Source organism: Haliscomenobacter sp. (assembly GCF_965225875.1).
GTDB lineage: Bacteria > Bacteroidota > Bacteroidia > Chitinophagales > Saprospiraceae > Haliscomenobacter.
On the sequence record NZ_CBDDBS010000003.1, the window covers coordinates 1,510,302 to 1,526,334 of the forward strand.

Here is a 16,033-nt window from a genome sequence, read left to right on the forward strand (position 1 = left end):
CTAGCGCTCATCATGTCCATTTTATACACCCTCGGAATCTACCTATACCTACTTTTCATCCGAGTAGCCGCCATCTTCCACCCCAAAGCAAAGCTCTGGTGGAATGGCCGAAAAAATTGGGCCGAAAAATTAAGCACTGAAATCTCCTCCAAAAGAAAAGCAGGCCAAACCCTCATCTGGGTACACAGCGCTTCCCTCGGGGAATTTGAACAAGGCCGCCCCTTGATGGAAGCCATCAAAAAGCAGCAGCCCGAAGTGTTCATTCTACTTACCTTCTTCTCCCCTTCAGGTTATGAAATTCGAAAAAACTATACACACGCTGACTTGATTTGTTACCTCCCTGCCGATTTGCCTGGCAATGCACACAAGTTTTTGTCCATTGTACAACCACAACTAGCCATATTCGTGAAATACGAGTTTTGGTACAACTTTTTACAAGCTTTGCACAAAAAAGAAATACCCGTGTGGCTCATCGCCGCCTTATTTCGACCTCAGCAGCCTTTTTTCCAGCCCTGGGGCGCTTGGTACTTGCAGATTTTAAAAGGCTTTGATCATTTTTTTGTGCAAAATCAAAGTTCACTTGAGTTGTTGAAAAAATACCAACTTCAGCAATATACACTGGCTGGTGATCCCCGTATTGATAGAGTGTTACAAATTGCTGCCGAGGCAAAAACTTTCCCTACGGTGGAATCCTTCGCCCAGAATAGCGCTGTTTTGATGGCGGGCAGTACTTGGGGGCCAGACGAGGCCTTCTTGGCGGGTTTGTGGGAGAACCAGGAATTGTGCAAAGGTTGGAAATTGATCATAGCCCCACATGAAATTGGAGCCAGCCACCTAGAACAAATTGAACAAAAATTTGGTGCACAATGCATTCGTTATTCACAGTTTCAGGCTGATGAGCATTCCAATCATACAGTACTGATCATTGACAACATAGGCATGCTTTCAGCCTTGTACCGTTACGCAAGCATTGCTTACATCGGTGGTGGTTTTGGATCAGGCATTCACAATACCCTGGAGCCAATGGCCTTTGGTTTACCCGTTATTTTTGGTCCAAAGTACCAAAAGTTTGAAGAGGCGGTAGTGAACGTAAAAACGGGGGGAGCCTTTGTGGTGGAGGAACTGGCAGGCCTCGACCTGATTTTCAAGCAATTAAAAGATAGCATATTTAGAGCCCAGGCCTCCGCAGCAGTGCAACAATACTTGGAGGAAAATCAGGGTGCTACCTTGAAAATCATGACTAAATTAAAAAAGGCCATCAAAGATTAAGGGTAAGCTCCAGCTCTTTCAGGTATTTCGGAATATCCTCGTTATTTTTGTCCTCCCAAATAAAAAATGGCGCATGCTCAATTTTGATGATTTCAACCAGGTCAAAGTATTGATCGTTGGTGATGTGATGATCGACCGCTATTTGCGCGGCAATGTAACCCGAATTTCACCGGAAGCACCAGTTCCTGTAGTCAACCTGGAAGGAGAAGACCTACGCCTGGGTGGAGCAGCCAATGTGGCCTTGAATGTACGAGCAATGGGTGCCACACCCATTCTGTGTAGCGTGGTAGGCGATGATGAGGATGGCCAGGTTTTTCGTCAATTGTTGCCTGAATACGGCATGAGCAATCAGTCCATTCTGCACTCCAAGGGGAGGCGCACCACTGTCAAAACCCGGATCATGTCAGGGGCTCAACACCTCCTACGGGTGGATCAGGAAGATACGCATGACTTGAGCGACAGCGAAGTGGAGCAATTGCTGGAAACCATCCAAGAGGTATTGGATACTCAAAAGATTCATGTGATCCTGTTTCAGGATTACAACAAGGGCGTACTTTCACCTAAGGTTATTCGGGAAGTCATTCTGGAATCCATTCGTCGGGGCATTCCTACCGCAGTCGACCCCAAATTCAACAATTTTTGGGCTTACAAACAAATCACTTTGTTCAAACCCAACCTGAAGGAAATTCGCGCCCAATCTCCTCAACCCGTACAAACCAATCTAGCTTCGCTACAAGCCGCTGCGACTTACATTAAAGCCCAACTGGGTAATCAACATACCCTAATCACCTTGTCGGAAAAAGGTTTGTTTTTGGAAACCGCTGGTAAAGGCAGCATCATCCCTACAGAACCACGTGCGGTAGCCGACGTTTGTGGCGCAGGGGATACCGTGATCAGTATTGTAGCCCTGGGTTTGGGGCTAAGATTGGATTTGCAGGAAACAGCCCTACTCGCCAATTTGGCTGGTGGCCAGGTTTGTGAAAAAGTCGGCGTAGTCCCCGTGGATAAGGAACAATTGGAGAAGGAATACTTAATGTTAAAAAAATAAGCTTCACCGTTTCACAAAGCGCTCCTTCAACAGGCACAATGCAATGGTATCGCCTACACTCAAATTGCTTTGCGCCCGAATTTGATCCAGGTGTTCTTTTTCGCTCAGGTAATCCGCGTACAAATCGACCGAAGAAACCATCGATTTGGAAGTTTGATAAATACGGTAAGGCAAGCCAATTTCCCGGTTTTTATTCCCCTTGGGACAGGCCACTTTTAAACCTACCGGAGCTTCACCGATGGAAAGGGTATCTCCCTGAATGGAATAGGAACCGCTCACCACCTGAATGGCTTCAGCAGGGCCATAAAACAAAGCCAATTCAACCCCATCGGGACCAAACTCTATGTAGGGTTTTTCTAGATCAGGATATTGACCACAGTCGTAAAAAGTAGTCCCAAATTGATCCTTATCACAAAAAGGTAGGACTTGAATTTCACCGATTCCAGTCGTTTTGGCCTCCACCTCCCGGTAGGTGCCACCCTTTTCTACCCGAAAAAAATGAAATTTTTTATTGTCAAGTCCAACGTATTCGTAACGTCCTAATTCCAGTGTAGGTGCATTGCCGGACTGAAATGTCCAAAGCAGGATAGAGAACAGTGTTAGAATTTTTGTGCCGAAAAACATGCTAATCTATTTCCTAATGAATCAATCAAAAGTCGAACAAAGTTCGGTCTGAACCCGACCTAACCAAACAGAAATGAATTCCCCTTGGATATTTCCGACAAACATCCCAAAATTATAAAGTAAAACAAATTTATTCTGCTGGTTTTTCGAAAAAATGATATTTTTAGCGAAAATTCGCTAAAATCAATTGAATTATGTCTGCTCTGCGCCACGCTTTTTTACAAAATTTGAATAACCCCTTCAAAATGAAATGGTACTTCTTGCAGAAGTTGCCCAGTTTATTCTTTTGGGGGGTGCAAATCAAATCCGTTACATCGGAACGTGGTCAAACCCGCATCCCTTTTCGCTGGCGAACCCAAAACCCCTTTCGTTCCACCTATTTTGCGGCGCAATGTGGAGCAGCCGAGTTGTCCACCGGCTTGTTGGCCATGACAGCCCTTAGTGATCAGGTGCCTTGCTCCATGCTGATTGTGGGTATGGAAGCGACTTTTGTCAAAAAAGCCACCTCTTGGGTCACCTTTACCTGTGAGGAAGGTGCCGCCATTCAAGCGTGTATTCAAAAGGCCATCGAAACCAATGAACCACAAAGCATCACCGTCACCAGTACGGGGATACAAGAGGATAACGGGGCAGTAGTCGCTAAAATGACCTTCATATGGTCTTTTAAACGGAAATAGTATTGTTGGGGCGATAAAAAATAAATATTCATTTTGCCATAGAATCAACCAAGTAAACCGTTCAATCTAAGTGTCTTATCTAATCCTATGGCCTAAAAAAACGAACATTTATTTTTGCCCTACTACTTGTTGAGTAGAGTTCTGCTATTTTTGCATTGTCATTGAGCTGTCACCTATAGCTCTTGTTTTTCTCTACCAAATAAAACTTATTCCAAATGATCATTGGAGTACCAAAAGAAATCAAAACCAATGAAAACCGCGTAGCCCTCACACCAGCCGGAGCATTGGAGTTCACCAAAAGAAAACACACCGTATATGTACAATCTACCGCTGGCGAAGGCAGTGGATTTGACGACGATGAGTACGAGGCAGCGGGTGCAAAAATTCTGCCCAGCATTGAGGAAGTATATGCCGTTGCTGAGATGATCATCAAAGTGAAAGAACCCATCGAGCAGGAATGGGCCTTGATCAAGCCGGATCAACTCCTGTTTACTTATTTTCACTTCGCCTCTTACCAGCCATTGACCGAGGCCATGATTAAAAGTAAGGCAGTGTGTCTGGCCTACGAAACGGTGGAATTGGCCGATGGTTCTTTGCCCCTCTTGGTTCCGATGTCGGAAGTAGCTGGCCGTATGGCCATCCAGGAAGGCGCCAAATACCTGGAAAAGCCCGTTAAGGGCCGGGGCGTATTGCTCGGCGGTGTACCCGGAGTAGCGCCAGGTAAGGTATTGGTGCTGGGCGGTGGGATCGTCGGCACCCAGGCTGCAAAAATGGCTGCTGGATTGGGTGCAGAAGTATCCATTCTCGACATCAACCTGCCCCGCTTGCGTTACCTTTCCGAGGTGATGCCACCAAACGTCAACACGATTTTTTCAAACGAATACACCATTCGCCGCATGATCAGAGACCACGACTTGATCATCGGTGCCATCCTGATTCCGGGAGCCAAAGCGCCAAAGTTGATTACCGCAGACATGCTCAAAACCATGCGCCCAGGTACTGTACTGGTGGATGTAGCCGTGGATCAAGGCGGTTGTTTTGAAACGACCCACCCAACTACCCACGACAATCCTACCTACATCATCGATCATGTGGTGCATTACTGTGTAGCCAACATGCCCGGTGCAGTACCTGCTACCTCTACCCTCGCGCTGACCAACGCTACCCTACCCTACGCCCTGCAATTGGCGAACAAGGGCTGGAAAAAAGCTTGTCAGGATAGTTTGCCGCTGCGCAAAGGTTTGAATATTGTGGGAGGCAAGGTAGTTTACCAGGGTGTCGCGGATGCCTTTGGATTGGATTATACGGATGTGGAGGGCTTGATGTGATTAGTCTCCCAAAAGCCTAATAAAAAAGGGCATCTTGCAGAATCCCAAAATTCCAGCAAGATGCCCTTTTTTTATTCATTCAGTAATCAGCAAATTACTTTGCCCTCACCAATTGTCCATTCAAATCTTCCACCACAAAAGCGCCACTAAATCCGGCTTGCTGTACTCGGCCCAACGCATTAAACGCCTCAGCCGAGGAATTGTAGCAACATAGCAGTTTAATGGTCAAATCCTGGCGTGGGCGATCCACGATGGTCCCCATACCAACCAGTTTGCTGCCGTTAAAATTGCGCAAGTCGCGGTAGGCACCCAATTGAATCATAAAGCGGCCACCTGTATTGGTTACTGGTGGGTTGGTCACGGGAGGATTCGTTACCGGAGGATTCGTGGTTACAGGTGGATTAACAGGTCCAACTGCCCCACCGAGTGATACTCCATCATCAGTCACAATGAAAGCACCAGGATACCCCATGCGCTTCACGTTTTCCAACTGGCGTTGTGCTTCCTCACGGGTAGGGAAATTCCCAACCTTGATTTTATTCTTTCCAGCCTCATTTTTTGCATACACACTAGCAATGCTGCGCAAGTTGCTGAATTTCGACAGGTCGGGTTGCCCTGTAACTGCGGATACCTGAATCGCGAAACCAGCGCGTTCCAACTGGCCTCCAGTGTTGCCTGGATTGCCCGTATTGCCGGGGTTACCCGTATTGCCCGGGTTACCGGTTCCAGGGTTGGTGTTCCAACCGCCGTTGCCCAGAGGCACCATACTCAATACCCCAAGAACGGTTCGGTCGGTACCGTTGAGTACGTTGATGTTGCGGGTTTCTTCATTGAAGTTCTGGGCAGTATACGTGATGGTATAAGGCGTATTGCGTGACAAGCTCAGCACATAATTGCCGGAATAATCTGTAGAGGTGCGGGTGATGTTACCTGTATAGGTGTTGCGGGCAGCAATTTGTACGTTAGGAACAAACTCCCGGGTATTGCTGTTCACCACCCGGCCATAGTATTCTTCACCAGCTTTGGTGAGTGGAATTTCAATGTCGCGGCTCGGCGAAAAATACGCTGAAAGCGCCCCACGCAATTGCATGTAGCCATCAGCCCGTACAATCACTTCGCACTCGGTGCCAGCACCAACTGGTAAATCAATATACCCTTGTGCATCGGTCAGCAGGATATAGTTGCTGGAGCCGCGCATACAATTGGTCAGGTCAACCGAAGCACCAGGTAGTGCAATCCCATCTGAGCCACTGAATACTCTGATGCGGGTTCTTCCTGTATTAGGATTACCCGATCCTGGGTTCGTGCCTGGGTTTGTACCTGGGTTAACTCCTACATTTGAACCACCTTTGGTTACCCGATAAATGTCTTCCATACCTACTCCGCCACTGCGGTTGGACACCAGGTAACCAAAATTGCGGTAGGAATCCAAAATCATCCCGTAATCGTCAGCAGAAGAGTTGACGGGTTGCCCCAGGTTGGTCGATTTTAACCAGCGGCCTTCGCCTTGATCCGCCATAAAGACGTCGAAACCACCAAAGCCCAGGTGGTAATCCGATGCGAAATACAAATTCACCCCATCAAAATAGGGGGTGATTTCATCGCCAGGAGTATTCACTGCAGGCCCCAGGTTGACAGGTTTGGACCAAGCGGTGCCTTCTTTGTAAGAAATGTACAAATCCCAGCCGCCAAATCCGCCTTCACGATCACTGGCAAAAAATAGCGCATTGCCATCAGGAGTCAGACAAGGAAAACCTGTACGGCCTTTGGTATCGTTGTTGGGAAAAGTCCGTTCGTTGTACCAGGAGCCGTTGAAGTTGACATCGGCCAGGATAATACTCAAATCCAGGCCAGTACCCGGAATTTGTCTAACTCCAGGTGTGAAGTTATTTTTGGTGGTTGCCGCGCTGCGTCCGTCCGAAGAGAAAGAAGCTGGCCCCATGCTGAAATCACTGATGCCGGGGCGTACCACAATGGCCGGTTGTAAAGAACCATCGGAGCCCATCCCGGCAGAATACAAGGAGCTTTTGGTGGAACTAAAAGTCTGACCTTCCGTGCGCAATGAAGCAAAAACCAATTGGTCATTCATAAACGCCGGGCCAAAATCCGAACTCGTGCTGTTGATTCGCTCACTACTCACCATGTAGGCAGTGGGGATGTTCAGGTTTGTTTTTGAAAAATCGCAACTTTGTACGTATTGATTGCCAACGGTTGGGTTGATTTTGGCGTAGCTTTGGTAGTATACCTTTGCTTCGTCATAACGGCCCAGGCCTTTTAAACAGTGTGCATACAAAAGCAACTGGCGATCTTGATACTTGCGGCTACGAATCAATTTAAGATAAGTGGCCTCCGCCTCATCCAGGCGGTTGAGCAAGCGATAACACTCTGCCAATTTTCCCAAGGCATCGGGATCAGTGGCGTCTTTTTCTAGAGCCTGCCGATACACATCGACAGCTGGGGCAAATGCATTAGTTTCATACAATTGGTCTGCCTTGCGCATCAAACCTCGAAAGGTGGTTTGGGCCTGCAGGGTGGCCATGGCCAGTAGAAAAAGGAACAGAAAACATGCTTTCAGATTGTGTGGTCTCATACCAAAGGGATTTGCTGTGGAATATGTAAAAGGCCCGGGCTTTAGGTACCTTGCCCTTAACAGGTAAAAATATTACAAAAAGGAAAATACTGCTAGTTAAAACGTAAAAATTTGAAATAAATAGTATGAAAAGAGGTGAGTAAATGATGTTAGAAGGAAAAAAGCACCAATTTTTTCTAAAATAGCACATCAAAAATTACCAAAGTGCCAAAAATCAGGCTGGCAACCCCATTGGTCGTAAAAAATGCCCGGTTCACTTTGCTCAAGTCGTTTGGTTTTACCAGGGTGTGCTGATAGATCAACATACACATAAACACCCCAGCCGCCAACCAGTGCAACCAGCGAAAATGTTCGTATTGCAAGCCTTGTTGCCAACAGGCCAAAAGAATCATGGTAGCGCTGAGCAGGTGTAGTATTTCCGACAAGCGTAAAGCTCCTTTGCGCCCCAAAACCACCGGTATAGAGTTGAGTTGTTGGGTCCGGTCAAATTCTTCATCCTGCAAAGCATATATAATGTCGAAACCTGATACCCAAAACAGCACGGCAAAAGAATACAACAATGGAATCAGGTCAAAGCCTCCTCCTGTCGCCAGATAGGCTCCAATCGGGGCCAAAGCCAAACCCAAACCCAATACAAAATGACAGAGGTAAGTGAATCTTTTGGTATAACTGTAGCCCAAAACAACCAGAAGCGCAATTGGTGTCAGGTAAAAACAGAGTGGGTTGATGAACCAGGCCGAAGCCATAAAAAGCAATGCATTGGCGATCACAAACAATAAGGCTGAGCGTGGAGCAATTACCCCGGCAGGAATTTCACGCACTTTGGTACGCGGATTCAGCTCATCAATATCCCGATCCAGGTAACGATTAAAAGCCATAGCTGCACTGCGTGCAAAAACCATACACAATACAACCAATCCCAAAGTTCTCCAACTGAATCCCTCTTCCGACTGCAAGGTACCCAAGGTAAAACCCAACAAAGCGAAAGGCATTGCAAAAATGGTATGGCTGAAGGTAATCAGAGAGAAGTAGGATCGCATAAAAAGGGTTGAGAAGTTGAGAGGTTGGGGAGTTGAGAAGTTGAGGCTACCGCGAGCGACTTAGACAAAATCCTTGTCAAAAACGCTCGCGGTAGCCTCAACTTCTCAACTCCTCAACTTCTAAACTAAAATTATTGTTGTTTCGCCGCAGCTGGGTCTTCTTCCACTTCACCTTCCATGTAGCAGTAAGTTTCTGGTGGGTTGGTATTGGCTACGATGGTCACTCGTTTGCTTTGACCTCCAAATTTTCCTGACGAATCGAATACAACCACCAATTCTCCAGTCTTACCAGGAGCAATGGGTTCTTTTGGCCAGCTAGGTGTAGTACAACCACAAGAAGCTTTGGCATCGGCAATGATCAGTGGTTCTTTGCCCGTGTTTCTGAACTTGAATACGTGGCGTGCTTTGGCACCAGATTTGATTTTGCCAAAATTGTGGCGATCGCCTCCCAGGAACTCAATTGAAGTGACGGGGCCGGATGGAACCTGGGTGCTTTGTGGTTGCTCTGCGGTAGCTTCGATCGGTTGAACTTCGCCAGTTACTTCTGCTTGAGCTTCTTCGCGAATCTCCTTATCCTTGTTGTTCTGACAGGCGAAAACTGCCACTGCCAACAACAAAATCATGCTTGCTTTTTGAATAGCCTGCAACATTTTTGTGAGTTTTATGATGAAAACTAAAGAACTATAAAAAAGGTTTAACCATTTACCTTTTCGCGCACAAATGTAGCGAAAATTAGCTATTGCGTACGCGAATTGATCCACATTACAAAGTCGTTAACACCCTTTGCATTCAGGCACTGTTCTGCACTCAATGCACCTTTGCGGGCAGATAACACGCCATAATGAATGTCGTGAATCCCTTGACGACTATGTGCATCTGGATTGATCGAGATCAGCACCCCTTTATCCAATGCATAGGGAATCCAGGCCCAATCCAGATCAAGGCGATATGGGCTGGCATTCAACTCGATGGCTACCCCATTGGCAGCACAGGCATCAATCACTTTTTGGTGATCCAGCGGGTATCCTTGGCGGGAAAGCAACAAACGCCCGGTTGGGTGGCCCAGAATGCGGGTATAAGGGTTCTCAACCGCTTTGATTACCCTTTGGGTAGCTTTGGTTTCGTCCATCCGCAAATTGGAGTGGACCGAGGCGATGATGACTTCAAACTTGGATAAAATATCCTCCGGATAATCCAGAGAACCATCGTTGAGGATATCACTTTCAATGCCCTTAAAAATGCGGAAAGGAGCCAACTCCAAATTGAGGGCATCTATTTCGGACATTTGGTTGAGTACCCGTTCGGGTTGTAGACCATTGGCGTAAAAGGCTGACTTGGAGTGGTCGCTCATCACCAGGTACTCATAGCCCTGTTGTTTGCTGTACTCCGCCATTTCCCTAAGGGTATTGATCCCATCACTGTAGGTTGAGTGGGTATGAACAACGCCCTTAATGTCTTTGGCTTCCACCAAGATTGGAATCTGGCGGGTCAAGCCCCAGGCCTCTTCTCGCAATTCGGCGGGGATAAAGTATTGATTGACTTTGGCAAAAATCTCCGTTTCATCAGCCAATTCCCGAAAATCCTGATCGGGGTATTTTTCCAAAAAGGCCTGCATAAAATTGGGAGTTGCCGAATATTTGAATTGTTTGGAGCCAAATTCTGTGGCTGCACACTGAAAAATCCGTACTGGATATTCATTGGTCGACAATGCACTGGTATGATCGGCCTGGCTTTGGATGCTTTGTAAGCCTATCTTGGTTAAAACAGGTTCTATTTCGGCTTTGGAGCCGAGCAAGATATCAATGGATTCAAGCACATTGGCACAACGCCGAAAAGCACCTGTGAATTCCATTTTCAGCTCCGGCAATGCTTTTTGTAGTGCTTCCAAAATTTGTAAGCCCTCTTTTTCCAGCGTAGCAAAATGAAATTGATTGCGCGATTTGAGGAAATACTGCAATTGTTGTCGCAACTCATTCTGGGTCTTTTCACCAAAACCTTTCAGCTCCAGCAAACGGTTTTCATTGACGGCGTACAACAACTCTCCGATGGTTTCAATGCCCAATTCCGACCAAATGACCTTGATTTTTTTCGGCCCAAAACCTTTGATGTGCAACATCTCCTGCACTCCCTCGGGGGTTTTGTCCAGGTATTGCTGGAGCGTATTCATTTTGCCTGTGTCCAGCAATTCACGGATTTTCTCCGCGATGGCTTGCCCAACACCTTTGATCGCACTGATTTCAGCGGCCTCCATTTCGGTGAGTGGCCGCTCTAGTTTGCGGAGGGTCAGGTAAGCATTTTGGTAGGAGCGAATTTTGAATGGGTTTTCGCCGTGCAATTCCATGATGTCGCCAAGGAATTGAAAAACTTTGGCAATTTCCTTGTTGGACATGGCCGGGTGTTTTATGCAGTGAAATACTCGATGATGGTGCGTACCTGGGCTTCAGCAAAAAGATCGATGATGTTGTCGTCCATCAACAACATAGCATCTTCATAGTTGTCAAAAAAGAGGTGTTCGACCAAAATGGCAGGCATATTGGTTTTGCGCAGGATGTAAAAATTGGCCTCATTGTCATGCTCACTCCCACTTGGAGTAGTCCGCATGGTGATCGAGGTGCCTTTGGCGTACAATGAGCGCAAGGAATTCACATTGTTCCAGTGAATAGAAGCGACTTTGTCAGACTCAGTTGTGCCCGGAGAGGTATAAATTTCGAAACCTCTTGCAGTATGGTTGGTAAAGGCATTGGCGTGAGTGGAGATGACCAAACTGCGCTGAAATTTCTTGCCGTACCAGTTGGCCATATCCACCCGGTGTTGGAGCGAATTGTCCAGGTAATCGTGGTGCAAAGGCATGTAAGTGATCCCCAAACGATCCAGTTTCCGCATGACCTGGTTGGTCAAAGCGCGGTTCCACACCCCTTCAAAGAAGGTACTTCCTTGATGAAAAGTCCCTCGGGCGTGGCGAAACATCTTGGAGGGTGCAGTGGTGTACTCTCCAGCGCGATTGAGCCCGCCATGACCGGCGTCGATAAAGATGATGGTGTTGGGAAACATAGGTGTGGTTTTTTGGCTGCCAAAGATCCCGAGTTCAGTTGGCACTTCGACTTCGCTCAGCGACCAACTGAGCGGAGCCGAAGTGCCAACAGAATTCAGGATCTTTGTACCTTATTCTATTACGCCTGCGCCTTTGGAGTACTGAAGTTCAGTGGAAAAGCTGGTTGCTCCTGCTCATCGATCGCACCAAACTGGGCTTCATAACGTTTCACGTTGTCGGCGAGGGCCCGCATCAGCCGTTTGGCATGGTCTGGTGTCAAGATGATGCGCGCTTTCACTTTGGCCTTGGGCACATTGGGCACCAGCCTTACAAAATCTACGACAAATTCTGAATGGGAGTGCGAAATAATAGCCAGGTTGGAATAAGTTCCTTCGGCGATATCTTCAGGCAATTCGATGTTGATCTGGTTTGGATTGTTTTTATCGTCCATCGCGGATGTTTTTGAAAGTTTAGAAGTTGAGGGGTTGAGGGGTTGAGGCTACCGCAACGATTTTGACAATGTTCTTGTCTAAGTCACTGCGGTAGCCTCAACTCCTCAACCTCTTAACTCCTCAACTATTTTTTAGCTTTCGCTCCCTTCGCTGGCGCTTTTTTGGCAGCAACCTTTTTAACCGGTGTTTTTTTGGCAAAAGCGTCAGGAACTTGTTCTTCAATGATTTTTTTCACTTCTTCCAGTGAAAGCAATGCTGCATCTTCGGCCTCCATTTTTTTACCATCGAGACGTGGCAGTTTCAACATGTCTTTCTTAAACCGGATGAAAGGCCCCCAACGGCCATTTTCGATGCTTACCTTTTCGTCGGGCCAGTTTTGGATGAAGCGATTGGCTTCTTTTTCCATCTTGGCTTCAATGAGTTCGTGCATTTCCTCTGGAGTCAGGGTGTCGAGGTTGTATTTTTTGGGTACATTGATAAAGGTGTCATTCCATTTGATGAAAGGGCCAAAACGGCCAGTACCTTTCGTGATTGGGAAACCTTTATAACTTGCAACAGGGGCATCGATTTTTTCTTTTTCCAAAATCAACTCCATTGCGCGCTCAATGCTTACACTCAAGGGGTCTTCACCTTTGGGAATGGAAATGAATTTCTCCCCAAAGCGGACATAGGGACCATAACGGCCAGTACCCACTGCCACTTCCTGTCCTTTGTAATCACCTAAAATTTTGGGCAATTCAAACAACTTCATGGCCTCTTCCATTTCAATGGTATCGATGGATTGGCCTGGTTTGAGGTTGGCATAGCGGGGTTTCTCCCCAGGGATCAGTTCTTCGGGTGTACCAATTTGTACCACTGGCCCCAAACGCGTCATGCGGGTGAGCACTGAATACCCGGTACCTTCTTCTTTGCCCAAAATTCGTTCGCGGGTAGGGCGATCGGCATTGGCCATGGTTTCTTCCACCACTTCGTGAAATGGCCAATAGAAGGTCTCCAACATTTTGGTCCATTCCCGGCTGCCAGCGGCAATATCATCGAACAACTTTTCGATTTCAGCCGTGAACTTATAGTCCATGATCTTATCGAAATGTTGATCCAAAAAGTCGCTCACTGTAGTACCCATATCGGTCGGAAACAAACGGCCTTTGATTACGCCCGTCATTTCTGACAATTCCTTTTTGCTGATTTGAGCATCCTTCAGGGTCAATTCGCGGTATGGGCGTGGGCTGCCATCGCGGTTTTCTTTCACCACATAGCCCCGGCCTTCTTCCATAATTTTGCTGATGGTTGGTGCGTAGGTGGAAGGGCGGCCAATGCCTAGTTCTTCCAGTTTTTTCACCAATCCTGCTTCTGTATAGCGGGCTGCCGCACGGGTAAATCGCTCCGTGGCGGTCATGAAGTTGAGCGGCAACAACTGCCCTACCTTCAGAGGAGGCAAAACACCATGTTCTTCATCTTCCTCGTCGTCGTCGTTGGATTCGAGGTAAACCTTTAAAAAGCCGTCAAACTTCAGCACCTCACCTTCAGCCTGCAATTTTGCAGCGGGTTGGGTAGAAATGCCAATGTCAACTACCGTTTTTTCCAGTTCTGCCTCAGCCATTTGGGAGGCGATGGTACGCTTCCAGATCAATTCGTAGAGGCGTTTTTCGTCGCGGTCTCCGGGAACAGTCTGGTTTTCAATATAAGTTGGGCGAATCGCTTCGTGTGCTTCCTGGGCGTTGGCAGATTTGTTTTTGAACCTGCGGATTTCGACGTACTGCTTGCCAAATTGTTTTTCGATCTCCTGAGCAATCGAAGCAATGGCTGATTCACTCAAGTTGATCGAATCCGTACGCATATAGGTGATAAAACCAGCTTCATATAACTTTTGAGCCGTCACCATGGTGCGGTTTACCGAAAAACCCAATTTGCGGCTGGCTTCCTGCTGTAAGGTAGAAGTGGTAAAGGGTGCAGTTGGCCGCCGTTTAAGGGGTTTCACCTCAATGCTGCGAATTTTGTATTCAGCACCAATGCATTTTTTGAGGAATGCCTCAGCGTCACCTTCCGTTTTGAGGCGGTCAGGTCCTTCGGCTTTTAGCCCTACGGTACGACCTTGCTCATTTTTTACATTGAATAAGGCGTCGATTTTGAAATAGGGTTCGGACTTGAAATTGTTGATCTCCCGTTCTTTTTCCACCACCAACTTCACTGCTACGGATTGAACGCGGCCTGCAGAAAGTTTACCTTTAACTTTTTTCCACAGAATTTCTGATAGTTCAAACCCTACCAAACGATCCAATACTCGTCGGGCTTGTTGCGCGTTGACCAGGTTCAAATCAACGGTACGCGGCTGTTTTACGGCTTTTTCAATGGCGGGCTTGGTGATTTCGCGAAAGACAATGCGTTTGGTAGACTTGGGATCCAAGCCCAACACCTCACACAAATGCCAGGAAATTGCTTCTCCTTCGCGGTCTTCGTCCGTTGCTAGCCATACCTCGTCGACCTTCTTGACCCAATCTTTTAACTCTTTGACTACCTTGTGCTTCTCTGGAGATATGGTGTATTTTGGCCGAAAACCATCCTTTACATCCACCGCCTGATTGCCCTTGTCAAGGTCTCGCACGTGGCCATAGCTCGAACGCACCGCAAAGTCCTTTCCGAGGTACTTTTCGATGGTTTTGGCCTTTGCTGGCGACTCTACAATGAGCAAGTTCTTCGACATATTGTTTCGTTTTAAAAAGGATTAGTTTTAACTCGACGGCACAAAAGTATAAATTTTATGATAAAACCTACACCTTCACAATTCACACTTTATACTGGGGAAGCGCAAGGGATTGCCCCAACTGTTTTTTATCTTTGCGTTTTTGAAACGAAAAAGAATGAAAAACATATACGTAGCTGCAACCAGTCAACATGTGGGCAAAACCACTACAACGCTGGGTTTGGTGGCCAATTTTATTGAAAAAGGCTACAAAACCGGTTATTGCAAACCAGTGGGACAACAGCACGTAACCATTAACGGAATTACTGCCGATAAAGATGCAGTATTGTTCTCAGAAGTGACCGGATTCGAAATTATTCCTGATTTGCATAGCCCGGTAATCATTGGTCGGGGGGTGACCAAAGATTTTCTGGATCACCCGGATCAGTATCACTTTGAAGAAAAACTCCTGGCAGCCAAAAAAGTTTTAAGCGAGCAGTACGATATTGTAGTGTATGAAGGAACCGGGCATCCCGGAGTGGGTAGTATTGTTAACCTAAGCAACGCCAGGGTGGCCAAAATTCTGGATGCCGGGGTTATCATGGTCGTAGAAGGAGGGATTGGTAGCACCATCGATATGCTGAACATGTGTGCTGCGTTGTTTAGAGAGGAAAATGTGCCAATCGTAGGGGTGATCGTGAACAAGGTCAGGCCGGAAAAAATGGAAGAAACAAGGTTCTACCTCCAGCGCAAACTCGATCAGATGGGGTTTCCACTCCTAGGCTTGCTGCCCTATGAACAATCTTTGTCCCTCCCCATTATGGAAATGATCCGCAAAGCGGTGGATGGCAAAATCCTGATGAACGAAGACTGTATGAACAATAAGGTGGAAGACATCATTGCTGGTTCGCTGGTAGATGTGGATGAATTTCACAAATTTGAAAACCTTTTACTGGTCACGAGTACCATTCGGCTCAATCAGGTCATCGAAAAAGTAGAATCCGTAGCCAGAATGAAAAACTTAAAAACTTCCCCTTTGTCTGGTGTCATCGTGACCAGTGATGGTCGGCATCACCGTTGGCTGGACTTGGCGGATCTGAACCACCCTTATTTTTCCAAACACAAAATCCCGGTCATCACCACTACTTTGGACACCTATGGATCCGTGGTAAAAATCACCCGCATTGAGGTCAAGATCAACAACCGTACTCCCTGGAAAACCAAACGTGCCGTTGAATTATTCCACGAGCATGTAGACTTTGATAATCTACTTAAAAGTTATGAGTGATGAATG

Annotated in this window: 13 protein-coding genes; 5 read left to right on the plus strand and 8 right to left on the minus strand. The window is 46.9% G+C overall.

Annotation, left to right across the window (positions count from 1 at the left end):
• The first annotated feature begins 12 nt into the window (after window positions 1-12).
• Window positions 13-1,269, plus strand: a complete 1,257-nt coding sequence (locus ACO08K_RS26380; protein WP_421799486.1) for a 3-deoxy-D-manno-octulosonic acid transferase — start codon at window positions 13-15, stop codon at window positions 1,267-1,269.
• 73 nt (window positions 1,270-1,342) lie between these two features.
• Window positions 1,343-2,317: a bifunctional heptose 7-phosphate kinase/heptose 1-phosphate adenyltransferase gene (locus ACO08K_RS26385; protein WP_421799487.1), complete on the plus strand. Its 975-nt coding sequence runs from the start codon at window positions 1,343-1,345 to the stop codon at window positions 2,315-2,317.
• Window positions 2,318-2,320: 3 nt separating this feature from the next.
• On the opposite strand, the gene ACO08K_RS26390 is transcribed toward ACO08K_RS26385, so the two are convergent.
• A complete protein-coding gene (locus ACO08K_RS26390) occupies window positions 2,321-2,941 on the minus strand; it encodes a hypothetical protein (protein WP_421799488.1) in 621 nt (206 codons plus the stop codon).
• Window positions 2,942-3,135: 194 nt separating this feature from the next.
• Between ACO08K_RS26390 and ACO08K_RS26395 the strand changes: the two genes are divergently transcribed.
• Together ACO08K_RS26395 and ald are read left to right on the plus strand one after the other, a co-directional pair.
• Entirely contained in the window at window positions 3,136-3,618 is a 483-nt protein-coding gene (locus ACO08K_RS26395; RefSeq protein WP_421799489.1) for a DUF4442 domain-containing protein, read from the plus strand.
• A gap of 215 nt (window positions 3,619-3,833) precedes the next feature.
• The gene (gene ald, locus ACO08K_RS26400) at window positions 3,834-4,946 is read left to right on the plus strand and encodes an alanine dehydrogenase (protein WP_421799490.1); all 1,113 of its coding nucleotides are present in this window, start codon (window positions 3,834-3,836) and stop codon (window positions 4,944-4,946) included.
• 94 nt (window positions 4,947-5,040) lie between these two features.
• Here the strand turns inward: ald and ACO08K_RS26405 are convergent, their stop codons facing one another.
• The 7 genes from ACO08K_RS26405 to topA form a co-directional block, all read right to left on the minus strand.
• Entirely contained in the window at window positions 5,041-7,536 is a 2,496-nt protein-coding gene (locus tag ACO08K_RS26405; RefSeq protein WP_421799491.1) for a carboxypeptidase regulatory-like domain-containing protein, read from the minus strand.
• A 176-nt stretch (window positions 7,537-7,712) separates the two neighbouring features.
• Window positions 7,713-8,576 carry a UbiA-like polyprenyltransferase gene (locus ACO08K_RS26410; RefSeq protein ID WP_421799492.1) on the minus strand — a complete coding sequence of 288 codons (864 nt, stop codon included), beginning with the start codon at window positions 8,574-8,576 and terminating at the stop codon, window positions 7,713-7,715.
• A gap of 131 nt (window positions 8,577-8,707) precedes the next feature.
• Window positions 8,708-9,226: a DUF1573 domain-containing protein gene (locus ACO08K_RS26415; protein WP_421799493.1), complete on the minus strand. Its 519-nt coding sequence runs from the start codon at window positions 9,224-9,226 to the stop codon at window positions 8,708-8,710.
• An 86-nt stretch (window positions 9,227-9,312) separates the two neighbouring features.
• Complete coding sequence (locus tag ACO08K_RS26420; RefSeq protein ID WP_421799494.1) at window positions 9,313-10,965, minus strand: helix-hairpin-helix domain-containing protein; 1,653 nt, start codon at window positions 10,963-10,965, stop codon at window positions 9,313-9,315.
• An 11-nt stretch (window positions 10,966-10,976) separates the two neighbouring features.
• Entirely contained in the window at window positions 10,977-11,627 is a 651-nt protein-coding gene (locus ACO08K_RS26425) for an N-acetylmuramoyl-L-alanine amidase family protein (RefSeq protein WP_421799495.1), read from the minus strand.
• Window positions 11,628-11,746: 119 nt separating this feature from the next.
• A complete protein-coding gene (locus ACO08K_RS26430; RefSeq protein ID WP_373552835.1) occupies window positions 11,747-12,058 on the minus strand; it encodes a DUF3467 domain-containing protein in 312 nt (103 codons plus the stop codon).
• 125 nt (window positions 12,059-12,183) lie between these two features.
• Complete coding sequence (gene topA, locus ACO08K_RS26435; RefSeq protein ID WP_421799496.1) at window positions 12,184-14,760, minus strand: type I DNA topoisomerase; 2,577 nt, start codon at window positions 14,758-14,760, stop codon at window positions 12,184-12,186.
• A gap of 157 nt (window positions 14,761-14,917) precedes the next feature.
• Between topA and ACO08K_RS26440 the strand changes: the two genes are divergently transcribed.
• A complete protein-coding gene (locus ACO08K_RS26440) occupies window positions 14,918-16,027 on the plus strand; it encodes an AAA family ATPase (protein WP_421799497.1) in 1,110 nt (369 codons plus the stop codon).
• Window positions 16,028-16,033: the final 6 nt, after the last annotated feature.